At 43.1% G+C, this 22,057-nt stretch carries 20 protein-coding genes; 8 read left to right on the top strand and 12 right to left on the bottom strand.

Features of this window, described 5'->3' with window-relative positions; translation table 11 throughout:
- Positions 1 to 77: 77 nt before the first annotated feature.
- The 4 genes from VK179_16110 to VK179_16095 are packed head-to-tail and all read left to right on the top strand — an operon-like array spanning position 78 to position 4,582.
- A complete protein-coding gene (locus VK179_16110) occupies positions 78 to 596 on the top strand; it encodes an energy transducer TonB (protein ID HLO60276.1) in 519 nt (172 codons plus the stop codon).
- 35 nt (positions 597 to 631) lie between these two features.
- Positions 632 to 1,279, top strand: a complete 648-nt coding sequence (locus VK179_16105; protein ID HLO60275.1) for a fibrobacter succinogenes major paralogous domain-containing protein — start codon at positions 632 to 634, stop codon at positions 1,277 to 1,279.
- Positions 1,280 to 1,290: 11 nt separating this feature from the next.
- Positions 1,291 to 2,670, top strand: a complete 1,380-nt coding sequence (locus tag VK179_16100; GenBank protein HLO60274.1) for a VCBS repeat-containing protein — start codon at positions 1,291 to 1,293, stop codon at positions 2,668 to 2,670.
- A 7-nt stretch (positions 2,671 to 2,677) separates the two neighbouring features.
- Complete coding sequence (locus VK179_16095; protein HLO60273.1) at positions 2,678 to 4,582, top strand: 4Fe-4S binding protein; 1,905 nt, start codon at positions 2,678 to 2,680, stop codon at positions 4,580 to 4,582.
- Positions 4,583 to 4,682: 100 nt separating this feature from the next.
- Here VK179_16095 and VK179_16090 read toward each other — a convergent pair whose 3' ends face one another.
- Both VK179_16090 and VK179_16085 read right to left on the bottom strand, forming a co-directional pair.
- The gene (locus VK179_16090; protein ID HLO60272.1) at positions 4,683 to 6,920 is read right to left on the bottom strand and encodes an ATP-dependent helicase; all 2,238 of its coding nucleotides are present in this window, start codon (positions 6,918 to 6,920) and stop codon (positions 4,683 to 4,685) included.
- Positions 6,921 to 6,943: 23 nt separating this feature from the next.
- Positions 6,944 to 7,426, bottom strand: coding sequence for a thermonuclease family protein (locus tag VK179_16085; protein ID HLO60271.1), 483 nt, complete (start codon positions 7,424 to 7,426; stop codon positions 6,944 to 6,946).
- A 123-nt stretch (positions 7,427 to 7,549) separates the two neighbouring features.
- Here VK179_16085 and VK179_16080 point away from each other — a divergent pair, with 123 nt between their 5' ends.
- The gene (locus VK179_16080) at positions 7,550 to 8,248 is read left to right on the top strand and encodes an NAD(P)-binding domain-containing protein (protein HLO60270.1); all 699 of its coding nucleotides are present in this window, start codon (positions 7,550 to 7,552) and stop codon (positions 8,246 to 8,248) included.
- Here the strand turns inward: VK179_16080 and VK179_16075 are convergent.
- From VK179_16075 to nusB, 9 genes are all read right to left on the bottom strand, one after another.
- Complete coding sequence (locus tag VK179_16075) at positions 8,245 to 8,685, bottom strand: hypothetical protein (GenBank protein HLO60269.1); 441 nt, start codon at positions 8,683 to 8,685, stop codon at positions 8,245 to 8,247. The genes VK179_16080 and VK179_16075 overlap by 4 nt on opposite strands.
- Before the next feature lie 129 nt (positions 8,686 to 8,814).
- Complete coding sequence (locus VK179_16070; protein HLO60268.1) at positions 8,815 to 11,397, bottom strand: DUF5916 domain-containing protein; 2,583 nt, start codon at positions 11,395 to 11,397, stop codon at positions 8,815 to 8,817.
- 97 nt (positions 11,398 to 11,494) lie between these two features.
- Positions 11,495 to 11,983 carry a hypothetical protein gene (locus tag VK179_16065; GenBank protein ID HLO60267.1) on the bottom strand — a complete coding sequence of 163 codons (489 nt, stop codon included), beginning with the start codon at positions 11,981 to 11,983 and terminating at the stop codon, positions 11,495 to 11,497.
- A gap of 151 nt (positions 11,984 to 12,134) precedes the next feature.
- Entirely contained in the window at positions 12,135 to 12,635 is a 501-nt protein-coding gene (locus VK179_16060; GenBank protein HLO60266.1) for a DUF5606 domain-containing protein, read from the bottom strand.
- A gap of 69 nt (positions 12,636 to 12,704) precedes the next feature.
- A complete protein-coding gene (locus VK179_16055) occupies positions 12,705 to 13,427 on the bottom strand; it encodes a TerB family tellurite resistance protein (protein HLO60265.1) in 723 nt (240 codons plus the stop codon).
- A 4-nt stretch (positions 13,428 to 13,431) separates the two neighbouring features.
- Positions 13,432 to 14,016 (bottom strand): dephospho-CoA kinase, encoded by a 585-nt coding sequence (gene coaE, locus VK179_16050; protein ID HLO60264.1) that lies wholly within the window; start codon positions 14,014 to 14,016, stop codon positions 13,432 to 13,434.
- Positions 14,013 to 14,984 (bottom strand): hypothetical protein, encoded by a 972-nt coding sequence (locus tag VK179_16045; GenBank protein HLO60263.1) that lies wholly within the window; start codon positions 14,982 to 14,984, stop codon positions 14,013 to 14,015. The genes coaE and VK179_16045 overlap by 4 nt, the downstream gene beginning before the upstream one ends.
- Before the next feature lie 104 nt (positions 14,985 to 15,088).
- On the bottom strand, positions 15,089 to 15,421 hold the full coding sequence (gene yajC / locus VK179_16040) for a preprotein translocase subunit YajC (GenBank protein ID HLO60262.1): 333 nt from the start codon (positions 15,419 to 15,421) through the stop codon (positions 15,089 to 15,091).
- 263 nt (positions 15,422 to 15,684) lie between these two features.
- Complete coding sequence (gene nusB, locus VK179_16035) at positions 15,685 to 16,635, bottom strand: transcription antitermination factor NusB (GenBank protein HLO60261.1); 951 nt, start codon at positions 16,633 to 16,635, stop codon at positions 15,685 to 15,687.
- Between the two features lie 220 nt (positions 16,636 to 16,855).
- Between nusB and VK179_16030 the strand changes: the two genes are divergently transcribed.
- A complete protein-coding gene (locus tag VK179_16030; protein HLO60260.1) occupies positions 16,856 to 17,242 on the top strand; it encodes a DUF3276 family protein in 387 nt (128 codons plus the stop codon).
- A 53-nt stretch (positions 17,243 to 17,295) separates the two neighbouring features.
- On the opposite strand, the gene VK179_16025 is transcribed toward VK179_16030, so the two are convergent.
- Positions 17,296 to 18,012 (bottom strand): hypothetical protein, encoded by a 717-nt coding sequence (locus VK179_16025; protein ID HLO60259.1) that lies wholly within the window; start codon positions 18,010 to 18,012, stop codon positions 17,296 to 17,298.
- Between the two features lie 152 nt (positions 18,013 to 18,164).
- Between VK179_16025 and feoB the strand changes: the two genes are divergently transcribed.
- Together feoB and VK179_16015 are read left to right on the top strand one after the other, a co-directional pair.
- Entirely contained in the window at positions 18,165 to 20,522 is a 2,358-nt protein-coding gene (gene feoB / locus VK179_16020) for a ferrous iron transport protein B (GenBank protein HLO60258.1), read from the top strand.
- A 285-nt stretch (positions 20,523 to 20,807) separates the two neighbouring features.
- Positions 20,808 to 21,908, top strand: a complete 1,101-nt coding sequence (locus VK179_16015) for a sugar phosphate isomerase/epimerase (GenBank protein HLO60257.1) — start codon at positions 20,808 to 20,810, stop codon at positions 21,906 to 21,908.
- Positions 21,909 to 22,057: the final 149 nt, after the last annotated feature.

The following is a 22,057-nucleotide window of genomic DNA, read 5'->3' as shown; positions in this document are numbered from 1 at the left end:
TTCGTCGATTATTGGTGTCCTGATTGAAAAGTCGTTTTAGCTTTGATCTGAAAAGTACTATTTCTTAGTTTTTCGAAATGCGATTAATCGTAATTACAATTATTCTGTTCAATCTGGCAGGTGCATGTATAACTAACCCTGATAAATCTGTATCTTTGGTTGTTTCCGATTCTATATCGCTTACAGATACTGTTAAAGCTCCCGATGACTTCATAATTGACACTACTTACGGACATTCCAATGACACCGTTTATATGTTCTGTGAAAATATGCCTGAATTCCCTGGTGGTCAGGATGCCTTTGAAAGCTATCTGAGGAAAACAATCCGGTATCCGAAATCTGCAGCAAACGAGGGATATGAAGGCAGGGTTATTGCCCGTTTTGTGATTTCATCCGAAGGCAAACCTGAAGAGGTCAGCATTAAAAGGAGTGTAAGGAAGGATATGGATGATGAGTGCATCAGGGCCTTATCCGGAATGCCTTCATGGAAATCCGGAACCATAAACGGTAAACCGGTAGCGGTGTCTTTTGGAGTGAGCATCCGTTTTTTACATAAAAGAAAAGATAATCTGAATGGAATCTACATTCTCCCTTAAATATTGAGTTGAAGTTAATCTGAGAAAAACCTAAAATGAAGTTTATTTTTTTTCCTTTCTGTTGCTTTACATCCGTTCTTTTTCTATTATCATGCAGCCATACAATAAAGGATTCAGACGGTAATTCATATGAAAAACTAAAGATCGGCAACCAGATCTGGATGGCTGAAAATCTCCGCGTTTTGCATTTCAGGAACGGGGATGACATTCCGTTTGCCCGAACTGATGAGGAGTGGGTTAATTTCGGAATGCAGGGAAAACCGGCATGGTGCTATCCGGATGGCAATGACAAAAACGCGGATAAGCAGGGTTTATTATATAACTGGTATGCCGTTACTGATCCCCGTGGATTAGCCCCGAAGGGCTGGCATGTTACAACCGATGATGAATGGACGGCTATGATCAATTTGTTGGGTGGTAGTGTAAAATCGGCTATGATACTTAGAATCGATAACAGGCTTGACAAGGAAAACAAAGTGGGGTCTTTTAACGGATTGCCTTCGGGTTGCCGGAACAGGTCAGGTGTTTTTTATGGTTCAGGCAGTTTCGGTTACTGGTGGTCATCTACCTCCAATGATGAAATCAGTGCATGGCTAAGGGTTCTTAATTATCCGAAATGTGATATCAATTTCATGACATACGAGAAAATCTATGGAGCATCGGTCAGATGCATAAAAAACTAATGCCATTAATCATGCCGAAACATAAAACTACAAACCGAAAGAATTCAATAACTAAAAATATTATCTCCGTTATTCTTGTCCTTGCCATTATTATAGGTTTACCTGTAGTTATACTTAATTTACAGGCTAAACGAAGCGGTATTACGGTTAAAGAAGTTTTACACAGGATTACCAACCGGACAGGCCAGAAGAAAGAAGCAGATATTGAAACCGCGAAAGGTGCAAAGATCGATTTTCTGAAACCTATGCCGGTAGGTGACGCTATAACTCAGCCACCCCTGATTTCTAATCTCACGGTGACTGACCTTGATGGAGACAGTCTGCAGGATATCATTATATGCGACGCTCTGAGCAACACGATTTCATGGATCAGGCAATATCCATTGAATACCTATAAGGAAAAAGTGCTTGCATCCGGTTTTATAGCTCCCGCTCATGTTCAGGTATCAGATTTCGATGGTGACGGCGACAAGGATATTATGGTTGCTGTGCTGGGATTGCTTTTCCCGAGCAACGATAAGATCGGCACTGTGCTTGTGCTCGAAAATAAAGGCGATTGCACTTTTATCAAACATAATGTTGCCGACAAAATTGCCCGTGTTTCCGATGTAAGGGCAGGCGACCTGGATGGTGACGGTGATATGGACCTTGCCGTTGCACAGTTTGGTTACGATGACGGAGAAACAAGATGGATAGAGAACCTTGGCAATTGGAAATTTGAAAGCCATATTCTGCAGCACTTGTCAGGCGGAATAAATGTTGAACTCAGCGATATAGATAAGGATGGTGATCTTGATATTCTGTCGCTCATAAGCCAGGAATGGGAGGAAATTTATCTTTTTGTAAATGACGGGAAAGGCAATTTTACAACGAAGCTTATTTTTGGATCCAGCAATGAAGACTTCGGTTCAAGCGGAATATATCTGAGCGATCTTGACAGGGACAATGACCTTGATATCCTGTATACAAACGGAGATGCATTCGATTATATACCTCCTCAGGGAAGACCCTGGCATGGTGTTCAATGGCTTGAAAATAAAGGAGACCTGGTATTCGAGTTTCACAGGCTGTGCAATTTCATTGGCGCATATAATGCACGTCCTATCGATATCGACCAGGACGGCGACCTTGACCTCTTTGCCGTAAGTGCATTCAACCTTTGGGACAAGCCGGAATCCATGAGCATGATCTGGCTTGAGAATAACGGGAAACAGCAGTTCACAGAACATGATATAACCAATAACCCTACTCATGTCATCACTCTTGAAATGGCCGATTTTAACAAGGACGGACTGATGGATTTCGTGACAGGCGGTATGCATGCTTATCCTCCATATGACCGTATGAGCAGGGTCACTGTTTGGTTGAACAATGGGAATCTCAAAAGATGATTTTCAGGTGAAAAAACTTTTCATTCCGCTTGTTGGTATTCTTGTTGCTTTCATTGGCCAGTTCTTCACCGTTCAACCTGCAGGCCGTCACATTACCGTAACCAGTTTTCGCTATGGAAAGGAACCATCCGTTATTCGGTGTCACAGGGGTGATACATTGCATCTGAACTTTAAGACCCGCGATACCGGCCACTCCTTCTATCTCGAAGAATTTGACGTGGATGCCAAGGTAAGTCCTTCCAGGGATGATGTTTCTGTTTTCAGTGTCAGCAATCCTTCCATGGCACCGGTTGATACAAGAGAAGTCATCCTTGTTGCACATCATCCGGGCATACAAAATTACCTTGTTTCACGCAGCAATTACAGGTGCCATGTGTGGTGTGGCCCTATGCATGCATTTGAACAGGGAAAACTCATTATTCTTCCGAATACACTTTTACTCTTCAGCCTGGGCTGCCTTGCCGCTGTCCTGTTTTTATGGATATACGGCTTTTTCAGAAAACCTTCATTAAAACTGGTATCAGGCGGCACTGATAACGGCAGAGACCTGCTGAAAAGTAAATTCATACGTAACCTGGTCGTATCACGATGGCCCCAGTTCATCCTGACCATCCTGGCCATGGTGATGATTTACATAGTGATATTGACAACGGCATTGGGGACTAAGGTTTCAGGGCGCAACCTGGGTGTTCTTCTTATGTGGGCTGTCTGGCTTTTCGTACTTGTTGCCGTTCTGACCCCTCTGTTCGGCAGGATATGGTGTACCATATGCCCTTTGCCGTTTTTCGGCGACTGGTTTCAGAGGCATACGTTCTTCGGACCCGATAACGGAAATGAGGGCAAAAGGCACGGGTTATGGATCAAATGGCCTGAACGGCTCAGCAACGAATGGCCGAAGCTCTTCGTCTTTATGGTTTTTGCCACCTTTTCAACTACCCTGGTTGCAGTACCTTTTGCCTCAGGAGTTACTGTGTTCCTTCTTCTTCTTGTTCCTACGGTTTTAGCACTCATTTGGGAACATCGCGCTTTTTGCCGGTATCTTTGTCCCGTTAGTGTTTTTGTAGGACCTTTTTCCAGAACCAGTAAAATCGTCCTGCATTCCAGGTCGGGTTCAGTATGCAGCAAATGCAGGAAAAAATCATGCAAAAACGGAAGTGATTACGGATGGGCATGTCCATATGGTCTGGATGCAGGAAAAATTGAAGAAGGCTCGGATTGCGGACTTTGCCTGGAATGTACAAGAAGCTGTGCCTATGATAATGTGACCATCTACACAAGGCCTTTTGCCAATGAGTTGTCAACCCGTAGTCTTGCACAGGCCTGGCAGACTATAGCCATATTTGCCCTTTCGATTGTATACAGTATTTTATATGAAGGTCATTGGCCCGGCATAAGGGATTTCATCAATATTATCGATAAAAAGAACTGGGATCTTTTCGGAATCTATTCAGTAATCATGTGGGTGTTCGTATTGCTTATCGTGCCGGCCCTTGTTTGGCTGGCTGCTGAAGCAGGCATACGATTGTCTGAAAAAGATTCAGGCAGGAAGATCACTTTTCTTCATTTTTCGGGATCGCTGTTGCCACTGGGACTGATGTTGTGGATCTCTTTTGTAATCCCTATGCTTTTTGTGAATGTTACTTTTATTGAACAGTCACTTTCGGATCCGTTCGGCTGGGGATGGGATTTCTTCGGAACAGCTAACATACCCTGGCATCAGCTCATACCGCAATATATTCCCTGGATCCAGGCCATTGCAATTTTGACCGGATTATTCCTGAGTTTAAGAAACCTGCAACGAAGCTTTGAAAATCATGACCTGAAGCCAATGACCGAATTAAAACTGCTGTTGCCTATGGGATTGTTTCTCACTGCTGTTGCCGTGGCCGCAGTTGTGTTTTATACGAATTAATTATAATGTGCTAATTTGCCAATGTGCCAATGTGCCAATGTGCTAATTAATATCTCACTATTTTCAAATTGGCACATTGGCACATTAACTCATTAGCACATTACTCATAACTATACTTCCCTTTTTCAATCTCCACCAGAAACCGGCTGGGGTAGGAGAGGAAGCCCTGGTAAGTGGCTACATATGATGGCATGGTGATAAGAAGTTCCTGCTTTGCACGGCTGCAGGCTACATAAAAGAGCCTTCTTTCCTCTTCAAGCTCTTCAATATTCTTTAACGCCCTCACCGATGGCAGAAGCCCGTCCAGCGCATGCGGAATGATGACGGCATACCATTCCAACCCCTTGGCCGAATGAATTGTTGAAATAGTCAATGGTTTGTCCTCAGTTTCATCAATGAGAGGAGTAGACCTGTCGCCGAATTTCTTCGACGGAGGATCCAGCGCAAAATCTGTAAGGAACCGGTTCAGTGATTCGTATTTTAACGAAAGGTCAATCAGGACATCGATATCGAGAAGTCGCACCTGGTAATCATGTTCAGTGGCCTGCAATATAGGCGAGTAATATTCTTTAATTATTTCAATTCTTGCAGACACTGATAACTCCGGCCTTGATGCTTTATTGAGCATGGAGGTGAGCTCCTTCAGGCCTTCGGCAAATTTGCTGTTTTCAAACGAACTGATAGTAAACTGTTTCTCGGCATTTATCCTTTCAATGATCTTCCTGGCTGTTATAAGTCCCACTCCCGGCAGATATTTCAGGATCCTGTGCCATGCAACGGCGTCATAAGGGTTCTGAACGATCCGCAGGTACGAAATGATATCCTTAACATGCTTTCTTTCGTTGAAAGCCAGACCACCGACGGCCACATAAGGAATTCCCCTTCGGTTCAGCTCGATTTCAATATAGCGGGCATGCCAGAAGGCCCTTACCAGAACAGCGACCTGGTTCAGACTGATTCCCTTTTCACGGAATTCGAGAATTTTGGTCACAATATAATCAGCTTCGGTTTGCTGATCATAGAATTTCTTTACGAAAGGAAGTCCCTGCCTGGCGATCCTTGAATAAAGCTTCTTCTTGTAACCGATGTGGGCATTGCGGATAATATCGTTCGTAAAATCAAGAATGTTCTGATTGCTGCGATAGTTCTCCTCAATTTTTATCACCCGGCAATCAGGATACTGTTGGGGAAAACGCAAAATGTTCTCATAATTGGCACCCCTGAACGAGTATATACTCTGGGCGTCGTCTCCCACGATCATTACATTCTGCTGCCTTCCGGTCAACAATTCAACGATTTCCTTCTGCACAACATTTGTATCCTGGTATTCATCCACCATAATATACTTGTATTCCTGCTGCATTTTTATCCTGAACTGCAGGTTATCCCGCAGTGAATCACGCAGAACATCCATCAGGTCATCGTAATCGAAGAGATTGCAAATCTTTTTGTATTTCTCATAGGCTTGTGCAATCAGTTCAATCTGCGGTATAAAATCATTCAATCCTGAAAATTCATTTTCTATAACATAACGAATAGTAAGATTCCTGTTTCTTGATGAAGAAATGATATCCTGTATCCGGTGTTTTTTCGGAAAAGCTTTGTCTTTCTTTACCATTTTCAGTTCACTTTTGATCAGATCAATAGTGTCTGCCGAATCTTCCGTATCGATAATGGTAAAGTTTGATGAAAGGTTAAGCATATTCGCGTACTTCCGGAGAACATAATTTGAAAATGAATGGAAAGTTCCTCCGAAGATCTTTTGAACGCTGTTCTCTTTAAGGATTTCCTGAACACGGCCAATCATTTCGGCGGCTGCTTTTCGTGTAAAGGTCAATAATAGAATATCCTGGGGGAAAACACCGTTTTCAATCATATAGGCAACCCTGTATACGATAACGCGTGTTTTACCGCTCCCGGCACCCGCAATTACAAGCACCGGACCATTTATGGAAGTCACCGCTTCGAGCTGAGCCCGGTTGAGTTCTGCCGTATAATTTATTTTATACGGGCGAGAAAGTGTAATTTCAGTATCGGAAACAGGCCTGCTTTCAATAGACCTGATGATCAGGCGAAGTTCATTTATTTTTCTGATCGTATCCTCCGGCATTAGCGCTTCAGGAAAATCATGCGCCTTAAGATCGGGCAGTTCCCCGTGCATTTCGCCGCCATACGATTGATGCTTACTTTCATTAACCTGGCTGGCAAAATCGCTGATCACATCAAGGAACGACCGTGGGTCGTCTTCCTCCTGACCATCCTGTTGAACCGGGGAAACCGGAACGAGCTTTTCATTCTTACCCTCCGGCTTGCCAAATATTCTTTTTAAAAGAGACATACTCCTTAATACTTTAATCAACGTCAACTTTTTCCCCACATACCCCTGCCACTTCTCCGGGCTTTTCTCTGAAGCTTTACAAATTCATCTGCATATTTAACATTGGGAGGAACGGTCAGGACGGTTGCATATCCCTGCCTGATCAATTCTGCATTCACAAACGTACCGTCTTCGAGATATACATAAGCGAGCACCCGTTTATACCTGTCATATTTTCCGGCATCGAATTCAAGTCTTACATTTTTGCCACCTACCAATTGCTCTAAATAACGGGTTGATTCTGTTCCATAATAGCCGATATTTTTTTTGGCTGTTTTATGAATTTCGGGCGCGTCAAGGCCTATGAGGCGAATTTTAATTTCACCTTCCTGCGGATTGTACGCCCAGAACGTATCCCCGTCCACAACACGGGTAACACTGTAAAGTTCATTAACCGGGGGAGATATCGATGATGTGCACGAGCCCAGGAAAAGCAGGGCAACCGCAATATGGAAAAGCCTTTTCAAATTGAAGCAATTTTAGGTAAAATTAACTATTTAACCATTCTGAATACAAGGATCACGGCTGTAATTACTAACCGCTAAACTTAATATGGCATTCGGGTGTTCGTATGGCATAAAACCTAATCTATGAAAATTGCAGTTTTTGGTACTGGCGTGGTGGGTCAGACTCTGGCCGGACGTTTCCATACACTTGGACACCAGGTAATTGTAGGAACCCGGAATGTTGAAAACACCATGACGCGGAATACGCGGGATTCCTATGGGGGACCGACATTTTCAGAATGGTACAGGACCAATAATGATATAAAGGTAGCGACCTATGCCGATGCTGCTGCTTTTGCCGAAATCGTGATCAATGCTACCAGCGGAAGTGCATCCCTGTCGGCTCTTAAAATGGCCGGTGTGGCACCCCTGAACAGCAAAGTATTGATTGACGTAGCGAATCCCCTGGACTCATCAAAGGGTATGCCCCCGGTACTGATACCTTCCATGTGCAACACCACATCGCTGGGCGAGGAAATACAGCGTTCGTTTCCAAAGCTCAATGTTGTCAAAGCCCTGAATACCATGTGGTGCGGATTAATGATCAATCCTTCAATGATAGCCGACGGAAATCACAATGTTTTCCTTTGCGGGAATTCGGTAAGCGCCAAATCTACTGTCGTTCAACTCCTGTCTGAATTCGGCTGGAAACAGGAAAAGATCGTTGATCTGGGTGATATATCCGCCTCAAGGGGCATGGAAATGATTCTTCCGCTCTGGCTCAGGGTAATGATGACCCGCGGAAACGGAACATTCAATTTTGATATCGTCAGTTCAAGCTAAAACCGGTAAACCAGCGAAAATCCCTGGACCCGGGGTGTTACAACCGGTGTGAACGATATGTTGTCGAGTTTGCTTTTGTAGGCTTTCATTTTATGGGTTCCTATGCTGCCCATAACAATTCCACCGGTTAACATGCCAATGCCAATACCCAGTGAGATAATGCCTGCAACAGCTTGTATTCCTTCACCATAGTAATCGCCATCAAAATCATCATAATAATCGTCGTCATCATGCCAAAACTCATTCGGAACGGTAGCCAGCGCAACAGCACCGCCCACGGCAAATCCACTGCCAATTCCGGTTAATATCCATCCGGTTTTACTCATTCTCGAGTACACTTTAACTTTGTGCTCATAAAGGCTTTGTGTATCACGCTGAGCCATCATGGGGACCAGTGTGAATATTGTCAGAACGAAAAGAATAACGGTTTTTTTCATTGTATTGGGTTTTTAGAATCTTTCAAACATCAAACATCATACTCCGACTCTGAATCAGGTCTTTGCTCACTACTCCATACTCCATACTCCATACTCCATACTCCTTACTCCTTACTGCCTACTTCCTACTCACAATCCAAGCCAAAAGCTCATCTTAACCATAAAAATATTTACCGGGTCGGTATCGAACATCTGACTCAGGTTATGTCCGAGCGACGGGTGATAAGCGTTCTCGCGGTTCTGGCGGCGGTTCGACCATACAAGGTAAATCGTTGATCCGGGCCTGTATTCCCAGCGTGCAACAAGGTTTGATCTGAATTCCCTGAAACTGAAATCAGGATTCAACCCGGTTGAAGCATAGGGAGCTGTTTTATCCTCTTCATTCTTTGAAGCTGCATTCAGCGCATACTTGAAGTCGTTATACCTGCCACTCGACATAAATGGACTACCGTAATACTGGATCGAAATATCGGGCGTTATATTATAGTTGACTCTCAGGGTAAAGTTATAGGTATTCTGACGTATACGAGCCATTATATATTGAAAATCTTCTTCATCGGGCAATGTAGTTACATATTGATAGTTGTCTGAATTAAACTGGTACTCAAATTCGCCATAGATGTAAAAGTGGTTTCCTACCCTGAATGTGAGTGAAGGCTCGGCAATGTTGCTCCTTGTAATTCCATCCGTACTGATGAGGCTCGTGTTCTGAATCCTGAACATTACCCGTTTTGATTTATCGGTATTGAATATCAGAACGCTTTTCCAGTAAGGTGACAGGCGGAATGCCGGTCCGCCCCTCAGCATCCGTGTTCCTAATTCAGAAAGAACGTATGTTTCCTGGAAACTAAGCTCCCAGCGATTATGGAACACTGAAACGAACTGTACATTCAAATCGTTGTACGTTGTTCTTCCGCCATAATTCCAGCCGTTCATCTGTCCCATGGTTAACGTGTAATTCCGGAATATTTTACCGGGATCAGTCTGCCTGAAGGCAAGCTTTGTCGAATTGAGTACAATGTCGGCCATATATAGGTATCCGGCATCATTCAGATCAAAACCGGGTGATGACCAGCTAACGCGTTCAGAGAATATAAATTTTTTATTGCCCTGCCGACCGGCACTGATATAGCCGCCGCTGCCGGTGAGCGACCTGATTGTTGAATCCACGCCCAGGTAATTGAGGGCATCCGGACGCTGGAAATAGTGAAGGGCATTCCGCTGAAGAGCCATCATGGCAGACTGTTCTCCGGTGATATGACTTACCATTCCTTTGAAATCGATGAAGTATTCACGATTCCTCATGTATTTCAGAAAGTCGATCCCGCCCACAAAGGCATTCTTATTCAGAATTTCAAGCTGCACATCATTGATGAACCGGTTGACAGACGTAAACATAACCCCTGCCTGTGTATTCCCCTTATCGGCAACTTTCTGCAACCTGCCGACAACATAACTTGTAAGAGGCTCAACAGCCGGCCTGGTCTCAATGTCATTGTTTGTGTACCGGGCCCGTTCTTCCTGCGTTGTACTTTGCATAATCCCGATTGATACGCCATTCCGGGTAGTACCGCTCAGCTTAACGGCATTGATTATATTGGTGAATTCGGGTACCTTCTGAAAAGAATTGATGTTATCAGCCCCAGGCTGCCAGGAAGGGGCATGACCAATTCGCCTTGAATAAAACATAAGATTCTGATCGGCTGTAAAATCAAAAATATGCTTTCCTTCAAGGAAAAACGGCCGTTTTTCTTCATAGAAGGTTTCGAAAGCTGTCAGATTCATGACGGATGGGTCAGCTTCAATCTGGCCAAAATCCGGATTCACTGTAATATCCATGGTGAAATCGCCGATACCCAGTTTTGCGTCAATTCCTGCATTGCCGTTCCATCGTGATCCTGTAGCATAAGGACTACCCGCAATGCCTGGTTCGGTTGTTATTTTAGCAGAAGCATAGGGCAAAAATTCAACCAGCCTTGGTTTCTGAACTCCTTTTAAACCGTACATGGTTCCGAAAGAATATACATGGCCACTGTTTTTACGGGGGATGAGGCTCCATTGGTCGACTTCCTGGGTGCGCCTTATGATCCTGCGAACATGAAGCCCCCACACCATGCCGGTATCACTGTGATTATATCTTAGCTGGTTCAGCGGTATCCTGTATTCAGCAGTCCATGAAGAATCGTTTATGTCGGTTTTTCCTTCCCATACTGCGTTCCAGTTTAGATTAACAGAGAGATTATCGGTTACGATCAGGTCGGTTTTATTACCGCCGGCGTTAATGTTAAACTCAGTGGCAGCCCTGTAATCATGGTAAGTGTCAAAGGCAACGCTGATCAGGTCGCCTACCGAATTGTCATCCCTGTTGTTAACAAAACGGTTAATTTTTCCTGGTTCCGGATCCCAGGCCCTGAGAGCGAAATAGATATTCTTATCATCAAAAAGAATTTTGATGCGGGTAGGATAGGTCGGTATTCCTCTTTCGACAGGGGTGTTCTGGATGAAATTCTGAGACCATTTTCCATCGTTTGCCCAGCATGCATCGTCCAGTTTGCCGTCTATAACAGGCACTGCACTCTGAATACGGGTTGTATAATAGGATCTTTTGTAGGCCTGGTCAAACGGTATCAGGCTGTCGGGTGGCTGAGAAAAAAGGTTGGTACCGGTGATAAGGATAAATGCACAAAGTAAGCTCCTCAGCCCTTTTTCCATAAGACAGTATTCATTAGTGTATTTACAAAAATAGTGGAAAATAAAAAATGCGAACAGGAATTGTTCGCATTTCTGGCACTTTTAATAAGGTTTTTGTCTACAGGGCATTCATATAAACTTTGTCATCAGGTCTGGATGAAAGAACGTTTTTGATCTTATTCCAGGCCGGTGTACGGTTCGATTTATAATATCCGGCATTGATCAGCCATTGTTCACGGGAATTATTTACTTCAATCTTTACAGGTTTCCTGTTTAAGGGCAGAGCTGCAAGCGCCCGGTTTTCAGTTGATTTTTCAATACCATCGGAAACGGGTGCTTTATAAATGATATCCGTATTCATGGATGCCGTTATTTCTTCGAGATTCTTAAAGGCTTCCTGTTCTTCCTGAGGGGTAACATCTTCCACAGGTGCCACATACTTCAGAGATTGCCTGCTGTTTGAAATAAATTCTTCCAGCGATGCAAGTGCTGCATTCAGCTCATTGTTGCGGGTGTTCTGAGCCTGGAGTGTGAAATTGAGAGTACCGGCAACAATTGCTGTAACGATCAGAATTTTAAGACCGCGGATGCTCAATTGTTTATTCATGGTATCAGAATTATAGATTTGATTCCTATGAATCACAATGTATGCCAAAGACGCCAAATGCCTGTATTACAAATAATTACAGGCATCAGGGGTAACGTTTCAGTAGATTGAAAGTGTCTGAATTCAAACACTATCTGTCCGGTAACGGACGTTATTTTTTGGCTTTTTTAGGAGTCTTTTTTTCTGCGGGTACGCTTTTGGTTTCCTTCTTTTCCGGATTTTCAGCAACCTGGTTTTTGTTCTCTGATTTTTCTTCAGCCGGTTCTTCATCAAACTTAAGCATATCCATAGAAAGAAGGGTATTATACCAGCTTACCAGTTTTTTTATGTCGGAAACATAAACACGGTTCCGGTCATAATTAGGAAGCGCCTTTTCCATAAACTTTTTCAGTTCATCAGGTGATGATTTGGAATCAGGGGCATCCGTACCGGCCAGCATCTCATGAATGTTTTTCAGCACATTTTTCAGAGGAACTTCTTCCCCGTCAGTAAAAATGGCAATATCATTCAATGAACTTACTTTTTGAGAAGTAGTCACGAACATCCTTTTTTTATCGGCAAACGATTCAACAATAATACCGTTCCGTCCCTGTGATACAAATCTGAATAGGCCGCTGTGTCCTGAAACCGACATGATTTCCTTTAAATCCATTGTAATTGGTGTTTAATGTGCTGCAAAAATAATCAAAAGTTTAAATCCGGGATAGTATGAAAAGTCAGGTTAATTTATGTTCCGTTCTTTTTTTATGGCATCCCAGGCTTCCTGGATTTTTACGAATTTGGATTCAGCCTGTTTTCTCACTTCCTCTCCGAGATAAGCAACCTTATCGGGATGATTTTTAAGCGCCATTTGCCTGTACTTTGTTTTAATTTCTTCAGTTGTATTAGAGGGTGAAACTTCAAGAACATTATATGCCCAGTCAGTTGTTTTCACAAACATATTTTTCAACGAATTGAGATCAGCCTGGCTGATCTCAAGATCAGCACCTATCTGTTCAAGCTGTATAGTTTCGGATTCGGAAATAGTGCCGTCAGCCAATGCAATTCCGTATATAAGGTGCATCAGTTGCAGTCGCGAGGGATAATCCATTTTTGAATGGATTTGACGGGTTACATCGCGTACCGGGATATCCTGTTTTATAATATCCCTGAGCATCAGGATCTGGTTGGCAGCTTCCTCGGCGCCAAAGTAACGGGTAAGATGGTTTTTCACATAGTCGAGCTCCGATTTCATGATCCTCTGGTCAGCTTTCATTACGGCAGCTATAAGAACCAGGAGGCTTACAACAAAGTCGCCTGTTGTTGTCTTTGTTTCCTTCCTGTAGTATGTATCCGGATCGGAGTTATCCACATAGGAGCCGAACGCAAATCCGAGGATCGCCCCGATAGGACCGCCAAGTGTCCAGCCCAGACCGGCACCAATCCATTTGCTTATTTTTTTCATAGTTTCAATCTGAAATGAAAGTCTTGTGTAATTTCATCACCTGCGGGATTACAAGGGTATGATCATCATTAACAATTATATGATTGCACCTTTCAGCCAGTTCATTATCAGGTAGCTGGTTTTGCATGATCATCCTGAATTTTCCAGGTGACATCTGAGGCCTGTTCATTACTCTTTTTAATCGCGTGCTTTCAGTAGCCGTTACCCCGATAATGGCGTCGAAATTCATCCAGGCACCGCTTTCAAATAGTATGGCGCTTTCATGAATAATATATGGTGAACCCTGAAATTTAAGGCACCACGATTTGAAATGCTCTGCAACCCTGGGATGGATAAGACCATTTACCCGGCTCAGCCATTCTCTGTCTTTAAAAATGATATCTGCCAGCATAGGACGGTTTAGTACATCACCGGCATAAATTTCATTGCCAAACCATGAAATCAGCGTGTTTCTTATTTCAGGATGAGTATCCGAAAGAATTTTAGCTTCGTCATCCGCATAATATACAGGAATGCCGAAGCGGGAGAATACTTTGCAAATCAATGATTTTCCGCTTCCTATACCTCCGGTGACACCAATTTTCCTCATTTTCGGGTGATAATGAACTCAGTGGCTTTTGGGTTAAACCGCAGGTTGATAACATAATCCGGCGTATCATCAAGAAAAACAGTGAGCCGTGGCTGCGAGTTCCCGGTTATTGATTTATAATCGACCATAGGAACCAGCGGCATATTGATTACTTTATTGTAGTTGCTCAGGGTAATTCTGAAAGTGGCCGAAACCTGGCCCGGTATGGCAATAAGATTCAGCGAATCAGGCACGTTCACCGGAACAATTGTAAGCCTCTGTTCAACCTCTGTAAAGCGGTCAACAGGAATGGTGGCTGCCACTTTCTGCTGAGAAAAAGTAATCATATTCAGCGACTTCAGATTTACACGGGTTGTAACAGTATCAGCCAGGTTGGTGTAACTGATAGGAACAGTTTCAACATGATTGACAGAGTCAATTATTAGAGCCGGTCCGCTTATGATAATCGAATCAGGATCAACAGATATCCGGCCGTTGAGCATGAACTGCTGCCTGAAAAACTTGTTGTTCATTGCCAGCACAGGCCTTACAGGCACTTTCTTTACTTCTATTCCTGTTAATTTGAAGAAAAGGGTATCCGGGGCAATATTCAGAATCGTCATTTCCTTCAGTTCAGCCGATAGTATATCTTTAACCGATTCAGTAACTACAAAAAAAGTATCCACGCCTTTGCTGTCAAGTGAAAACGAATTAATGTCGAACCTGAGAGGAACCAGGTCAAGGTTGAGTTTGCTGCGCAAAATGCTGAAGCCTTTTGCCCTTACTGTCAGATGAAGTTTGTATGGAACATCCCCTACAAGCACCTTGTCCTCAGGAAAATTGATATAACGGACAGGGTAATCAATCCTGGATTCGTATTGTTCGCCCAGTGACCGGATAAACCAGAAGGCAGCTGAAAGAAGTACAAAAAAGAAGAATGTGATGAATCTCCTTTCCTGCATGAAAGAAGACCCTGAAATGCGTTGCATGTATTTTTTAAATACGGACAACAGCTTTATGTTAGTTCTTTCACTCAACAACAGACGTTTAAAGTATATAACAAATATACCTTAAACGCTGTTAATTCAAACAATTATTGCTGCTGATTTTGAACATCAGAGGTGTCTCTGAGAACGGCGCTTTTATCCACTTTCAGCAACACATTATTGCCGGCGTCGATAGTAATGACGTTATCCTGGATGTTGTTGATCTTACCGTATATACCACCTGCAGTGATAATGTGATCACCCTTTTTAAGACTCTCCCTGAAATTTTTCAGCTCTTTCTGTCTTTTCATCTGGGGGCGGATCAGGAAAAAATAAAATACAACCATGATCAGTAAAAGGGGAATCAGGGAAGATAAGGGATTCGACTGACCCTGGCCGTTTGGTGAAGCCATTAAAACAACACTTAAAAAATTGCTCATTTGATCTTTTTTATTATTTAATATTAGAAGAATTCACTGCAAAATTAGAATTTTTTCCCGTCATTGCGAGGAGCAGAAAATATTTCTGATTTTAGCAGGAATTAAAGCGACGAAGCAATCTGCCAGCACATGCAGGACTTCACCAGAAAACAGCATTCAGGTACCTTTTTCATCGTAGCGTCCTTCCTGTTCAGGCAGATTGCTTCGTCGACATGAAATTGTCTTATAATCAATGATTTGGCACGTTCCTCGCAATGACGGCATCATACTTCCCCAATCAGCCCCCGTCCCGTCTTAACAATCTTCTGGTTGTCTTTCAGATGCTTGAAAATTTTATCAAGCAAGCCGTTTATAAAAACACTGCTTTTTTCGGTACTGTAGAATTTGGCGATTTCAAGATATTCATTAATTGTAACCCGCGTAGGTATGGAAGGGAAAGCCACAGCTTCGGTGATTGCCATGACAAGAATCAGCATGTCGAGGAAAGCTATCCTTTCCACATCCCAGTTTTCGGTATACGATTCAATAAGCTTAATATATTCTTCCTTATGTACAACGGATTTCCTGAACAGGTCACGGGCAAAATCGCGGTCATCATCGTTCTTGAATAACTGCATCAACTCCGCTGTCTCCTGGTCATCTTCCTTAAAATCCTTTATTGTTTTTGCAATCATGCTGATCACAAATTCCACTTCGTCGTTCCAGTAAATACTTTGTTCTTCAAGCGTCTGGTATATACTCTCGGTATTGATGATTTCACCTGTATAGATCTCAATGATGAGCTTCTTATCCTCTTCATAACTTCTCTCGGGATGTTCCATATAGTCTTTGAAATACTGAGTCATCCTGATCCGGTTATGAAGTTTCTTTATAAGCTCTGGTGAATTTACCCACGAAAGCCGGGTTGTATTCAGGTATTGGTTCAATTGCCTGTTTACCCGCAATTGCTGAATGACCTGGTTGTCCACGAACTTGGTATTGGGATTCAGGTCCTCGCGTGTGGGAATTTTTTTCTGAAGGGCTATTTCAATACGGGAGTTTGCATAATCAGCAACATCAATGATCAACAAAAGAAGGTAGTGATATAGATCATAGGTTTTCTGTATACTGAAAAACAGTTCTTTCTCAAACTTTGCCATTGCAGAGTCAGCTCCCTGGAAGTAGGCGTACAGGAGCTGTAAAATCTTAATTCTTAAAATCCTTCGGCTGATCATATATAAAGAACGTGCTGTGTTTCCGGTGCTATAATAAATCAATTGATTTGAGATTGCAAAATAAATGCATTTTTTCAAATCAGGAAGATGAAATTGCAAAATTCATAATATAACGCAATTTTCTTAAAAAAACAAATTTTTCGCAGTCCTTATTGAGCTTGCAAAGGAAATTTTCCTATTTTTGAAATGACTAAAATACTCTACTAAAAACCCCTGACGTATGATTGAAGATCGGAATGAAAAAAGCCGGACCGCCGAAGATTCAGATCACCGGGAAATATTCTCGAGGGCGGTCAGAGCAGGAAAAAGAACCTATTTTTTTGATGTTAAGGCCACCAGAAGAAATGACTATTTCCTGACGATTACTGAAAGCAAGAAGCGGTTTCAGAAAGACGGACGCTTTTTCTTTGAGAAACACAAAATTTTCCTGTATAAAGAAGATTTCGACAAATTCGCCGAAGGATTCCAGGAAGTGATTGAATTTATTAAAACCGTTAAAACCGATGGTAATGGCCAGGAAGGCGAAGAATTAACCGACAACTACACCAACGTTGATTTTGACGATCTTGAAGGCGTTGAATTTGATGAAGAAAAGATCCAGAATTAAATTTCAAACGCTAAAAAATAAACCCGGGGTAATTCACTCCGGGTTTTTTTTATTTACTGGTTGATCATTTCCCTTATCTCCTGGTTCGAGAATACCCTGACATTGGTTATTATATATTCCGAATTAAGGAAATTCCCGTATTGGTTACACTCGGCTACTATTTCATCAAACAGCCGCTGAACTGGTGCCTGCAAAGGTATTATTGTAAGAACGCTACAGAGTTCCCTGTCGAAATTGATCTTTTCAGGCTCCCCTCCATACTTTCTCAAAGAGTATTCAAGTTCCTTTTTAATCGTTTCCTGTTCAAAAACAGTAAACGGTTTTTGTCCTTCGGATAACAGCACAGTATAATAACGCAGCCTGAGACCTTTTCCGCCCAGACCGGTTGATATCAGCACCTGGTTCTCATCAAGTAGTTTGCTCTCTATCAACAGCCTGCTTTCCTTAAAAGCCAGTGTAGCCCAATCCTTTAAGCCGGTTTCTTTATTTTCGATATACCTTTCAAGGGTTCTGTAAGCTTCAACACTGTCAATACAGGCCAACTGGGCAAGCATCTGCTTCTTTTGCCCTTCATCAATATCGCTCAGAAATATATTTTCCTTTTCTTTTAATACCTTATCCCTGTCAAAACTTTTCCCGATATTTTTTGAATATTCGTAGTATTCAGTTTGTATATCTGCATCAATCTGCTCTTCGAGAATGGTGACATTTCCGGGAATGCTGCCCAGCAGTTCCTGGATTTTATCATATATGTTATCGCAGCATTCCATTTCTGAAACTCTAGTATTAAAGATATGAATTTTAATGAAATAATAAGGAAAAAAGAGGTTTATTTCCCTGTTACCCTTTAAATAAATTCACAATATGTTGGTATTGTTCACGGCACATATTATAAATATTATTACACCGTGAAATTTTCTATATGAACAGCCATTTGAAATTATCGGAAGTTGAAACAGGTGAATCGGTTTATATAATATTTGTTAAAGGCAAAGGGGCGTTCAGGCAGCGGCTCGGCGAAATGGGCTTTGTGAAGGGGAAAAGAGTTACCGTTGTAAAAAATGCTCCGCTGAATGACCCGATAGAATTCAGCATCCTTGGATATAATATTTCCTTGCGGAGGAATGAAGCCTCACTTATTGAAGTCAGTACCGACAAAATCGAAGGAATTCACGATGAGCAGATCCATCCTGAGTTTTTGCAGGAAGCCCCTGAAATTAACAGGCAAGACAGGATTATCCGGGTTGCCATGGTCGGAAACCCGAATTCAGGAAAAACAACTATTTATAATTACGCTTCGAAATCGCGGGAGCATGTCGGCAACTATACCGGTGTCACTGTAAGTTCGAAAACCGCAACATTTAAGGTTGACGACACAGTGATTCACCTCACTGACCTTCCGGGAACCTACTCGGTTTCGGCGTATTCACCTGAAGAATTATTTGTGAGAGAATTCATCGTCGAAAGCAAACCCGATGTCGTTGTAAATGTAATCGATGCGGCAAACCTTGAAAGGAACCTTTTTCTCACCACCCAGCTGATCGACATGAATGTAAAAGTGGTTGTGGCGCTAAATATGTTCGATGAATTGCTGAAACTTCACGATCATTTTGATTACCTCACCCTGGGAAGTATGCTCGGAATTCCGTTTGTCCCTACAATCGGAGCCAGGGGTAAGGGAATTAACAAGCTGTTCAGAAAGGTGATTGATGTTTACAATGGCAGGGAAACTTCTCAGCGATATGTGAAAATCAACTATGGCACTGAAATAGAACAGTCCATCACCCGTATAACCGGTAAACTCAACTCCGGAAAGACAGGCGGCTATGATGGTAACCTGTCACCACGTTTCCTGGCACTTAGGCTTCTCGGGCGCGACAGTCATGTTGAAGACCTGATGATGAACAGCCCGGTTTATGAATCCCTTACAATTACAGCGCGCGAAGAATCCGCCAGGATTGAACACCTGATGAGCGATACCGTTGAAAGTGTGATTACGGATGCCCGGTATGGTTTCATTTCAGGGGCACTAAAGGAAACCTATAAACCAGGAACTTTGAACCGGCGCAAGGTATCGGACGGCATTGATAACCTTCTGACCAACCGTTACCTGGGTTTCCCGGTTTTCCTGTTGTTTATGTGGGTTATGTTTTCGGCTACATTTAATTTGGGCGCTTATCCGCAGCAATGGATTGAAAACGGCGTGGCGTTGTTATCCTCACTCATTAATGAACACATGGCGGCCGGGTCATTCAAGGATCTGCTGACTGACGGGATAATCGGTGGTGTGGGAGGCGTAATTGTGTTTTTACCAAATATTCTGATCCTGTTTTTCTTTATTTCCATAATGGAAGACACCGGTTATATGGCACGGGCGGCTTTTATAACCGATAAGCTGATGCATAAGATAGGCCTGCATGGCAAGTCATTCATTCCCCTGATTATGGGATTCGGGTGCAACGTTCCTGCCATCATGGCAACGCGGACAATCGAAAACAGGAGCAATCGCCTGCTTACTATCCTGATTAATCCGTTTATGTCGTGCAGTGCCCGATTGCCGGTTTACATACTGCTCATAGGGGCCGTTTTCCCTTCATTCAAGGGAACCCTGCTGTTTTCCATTTACCTTATCGGTATAATTATGGCTGTGGGTGTCGCGCTTGTTTTTAAAAAGACTCTTTTTAAATCTTCCGATGCACCGTTTGTAATGGAACTTCCTCCCTACAGATTGCCGACAATCAGGTCGGTGACAAAGCATATGTGGATGAAGGCATCACAATATCTCAGGAAAATGGGAGGAATCATTCTTATTGCCTCTGTTTTAATTTGGGCACTTGGTTATTTTCCGGTTCAGAAGACAGAAAAACAGGCACAGCAAACCTCTTCGGTGCAGAATTCATATATTGCCCGAATCGGAAAAACAGTTCAACCCGTGATTGCCCCGCTGGGATTCGATTGGAAAATGGGCGTCTGCCTGATTACCGGTATTGCTGCCAAAGAAATAGTAGTCAGTACAATGGGTGTGATTTATTCTGACGATCATGCCAATTCGTCTGTTTCGCTTGAACAGAGAATCAGCGCTTCAGGGGAATTCACAATACCAGCCACCCTTTCATTCCTGGTGTTTACATTGCTTTATTTTCCTTGCCTGGCCACCCTTACGGCAATTTACAATGAAACCGGATCGGTGAAATGGCCGCTGTTTTCGCTTACCATGACTACCGCACTGGCGTGGATCGCCTCATTTATAACTTTTAACATTGCCGTTTTATTTGTCTGAGCCATGATACAGGATATTCTTACCTATACAGCAGTTTGTGTTTCAGCTGGGTATACCTTTTACAGCGTATATTCAATGTGTTTTTCCCCGAAGAAGAAAACCGGTTGCACCGGATGTCCCAAATGCTCAACCCGGTAATACGAAAATTAACCGGTGTCGTATGAATTGCTCCGGACTTCAGTCCGGGCTTTTTATCCATACTTTCTCCCTATTCGTAGATTGTGTTTGTTTTCCGAATTGAATTATCCTAATTTTAATAATCTTCTGAAAACTAAATCAACGATTATGGATAACAAAATCAACAAAAGCAAAGGGTTTTCGCGCAGGCGCTTTATTGGAAGTACCGCTGCCGTCGCTGCATTTTCAATGGTTCCGTTGAAAAGTGCCCTGGGTAAATCACCCGCTTCATCTTTCCAATTGACCGATTCAAATTTCAATGGTGTAAATATCGGCGCCATCACCTATAGCTGGAGAAGTATGCCCGGCGGTGTGGACAACATTATCAAATATTGCACTGAAACCGGCATCAGCACGATCGAGCTGATGAGCGGCGATGTGGAAGAATATCTTGGTGCCCCGGAGAATCCGATGATGTCCTTTTTCAGGAATGCGCCTCCTCCACCGCCTCCTCCGCCACCCGCACCAGCAACTGATGTTCAGCCAAAAACACCTCAGCCTGCTGCGCCTCCTCCGCCTCCTCCACGCAGATTTGAACTGACACCCGAGCAAAAGGCAGCCATGGAGAAATACAACCAGGATGTAAAAGCATGGCGGCTTGCACTACCGATCAGTAAATATGCCGATGTAAAAAAGAAATTTGATGATGCCGGAATATCCGTTCATATCATCAAATTTTCGCCGTCTAAATGGAGTGATGAAGAAATCGATTATGCTTTTAAAGCCGCAAAGGCAATTGGTGCCAAAGGGGTAACAGAAGAAATCGGCGAGGAAGCTGTGAAAAAACTCGCCCCGTTTGCTGAAAAGCATGGCCTGTATGCCATTTTTCATAACCATATGCAGTTTGCCACTCCGGGCTTCAGCGTGGATCCTTTCCTCGCCGTTTCGCCCAGTGTCATGCTCAATTTTGATTCAGGACATTATTTCGGTTCGACAGGTAAACATCCGAATGAATTTATTGAGAAATACCACGACCGGATTGTAAGCCTGCATATCAAAGACAAGACCGGTCCGAATGTTGATCCGGCGAATACAAACCAGGTTTGGGGACAGGGACAAATGCCGCTTGCCGAAGTACTTACATTTGTACAGAAACAGAAATATCCCATATTCTGTGATATAGAGCTTGAATACGATGTAAAACCCTGGTCAGACGCTGTGAAAGAAGTAAAGAACTGTGTGAATTTCGCGAAGGCAGTGCTGATGTAATAGTTCGTCATTGCGGGGAGCGAGCCATAACTCTGATTATAGCAGGATGTTGCCGCGACGAAGCAATCTGCCGGCACAGGAATGGCCTAACCAAGAAAGACAAACAACGGAAGTATCTCTCTTTGCAAGGTCTTACCTGCTCGGGCAGA

The sequence above is a fragment of the Bacteroidales bacterium genome, from assembly GCA_035299085.1.
Classification (GTDB): domain Bacteria; phylum Bacteroidota; class Bacteroidia; order Bacteroidales; family UBA10428; genus UBA5072.
The sequence above is the reverse complement of the archived record's forward strand: the minus strand, read 5'-3'. Positions and strand labels throughout refer to the sequence as shown.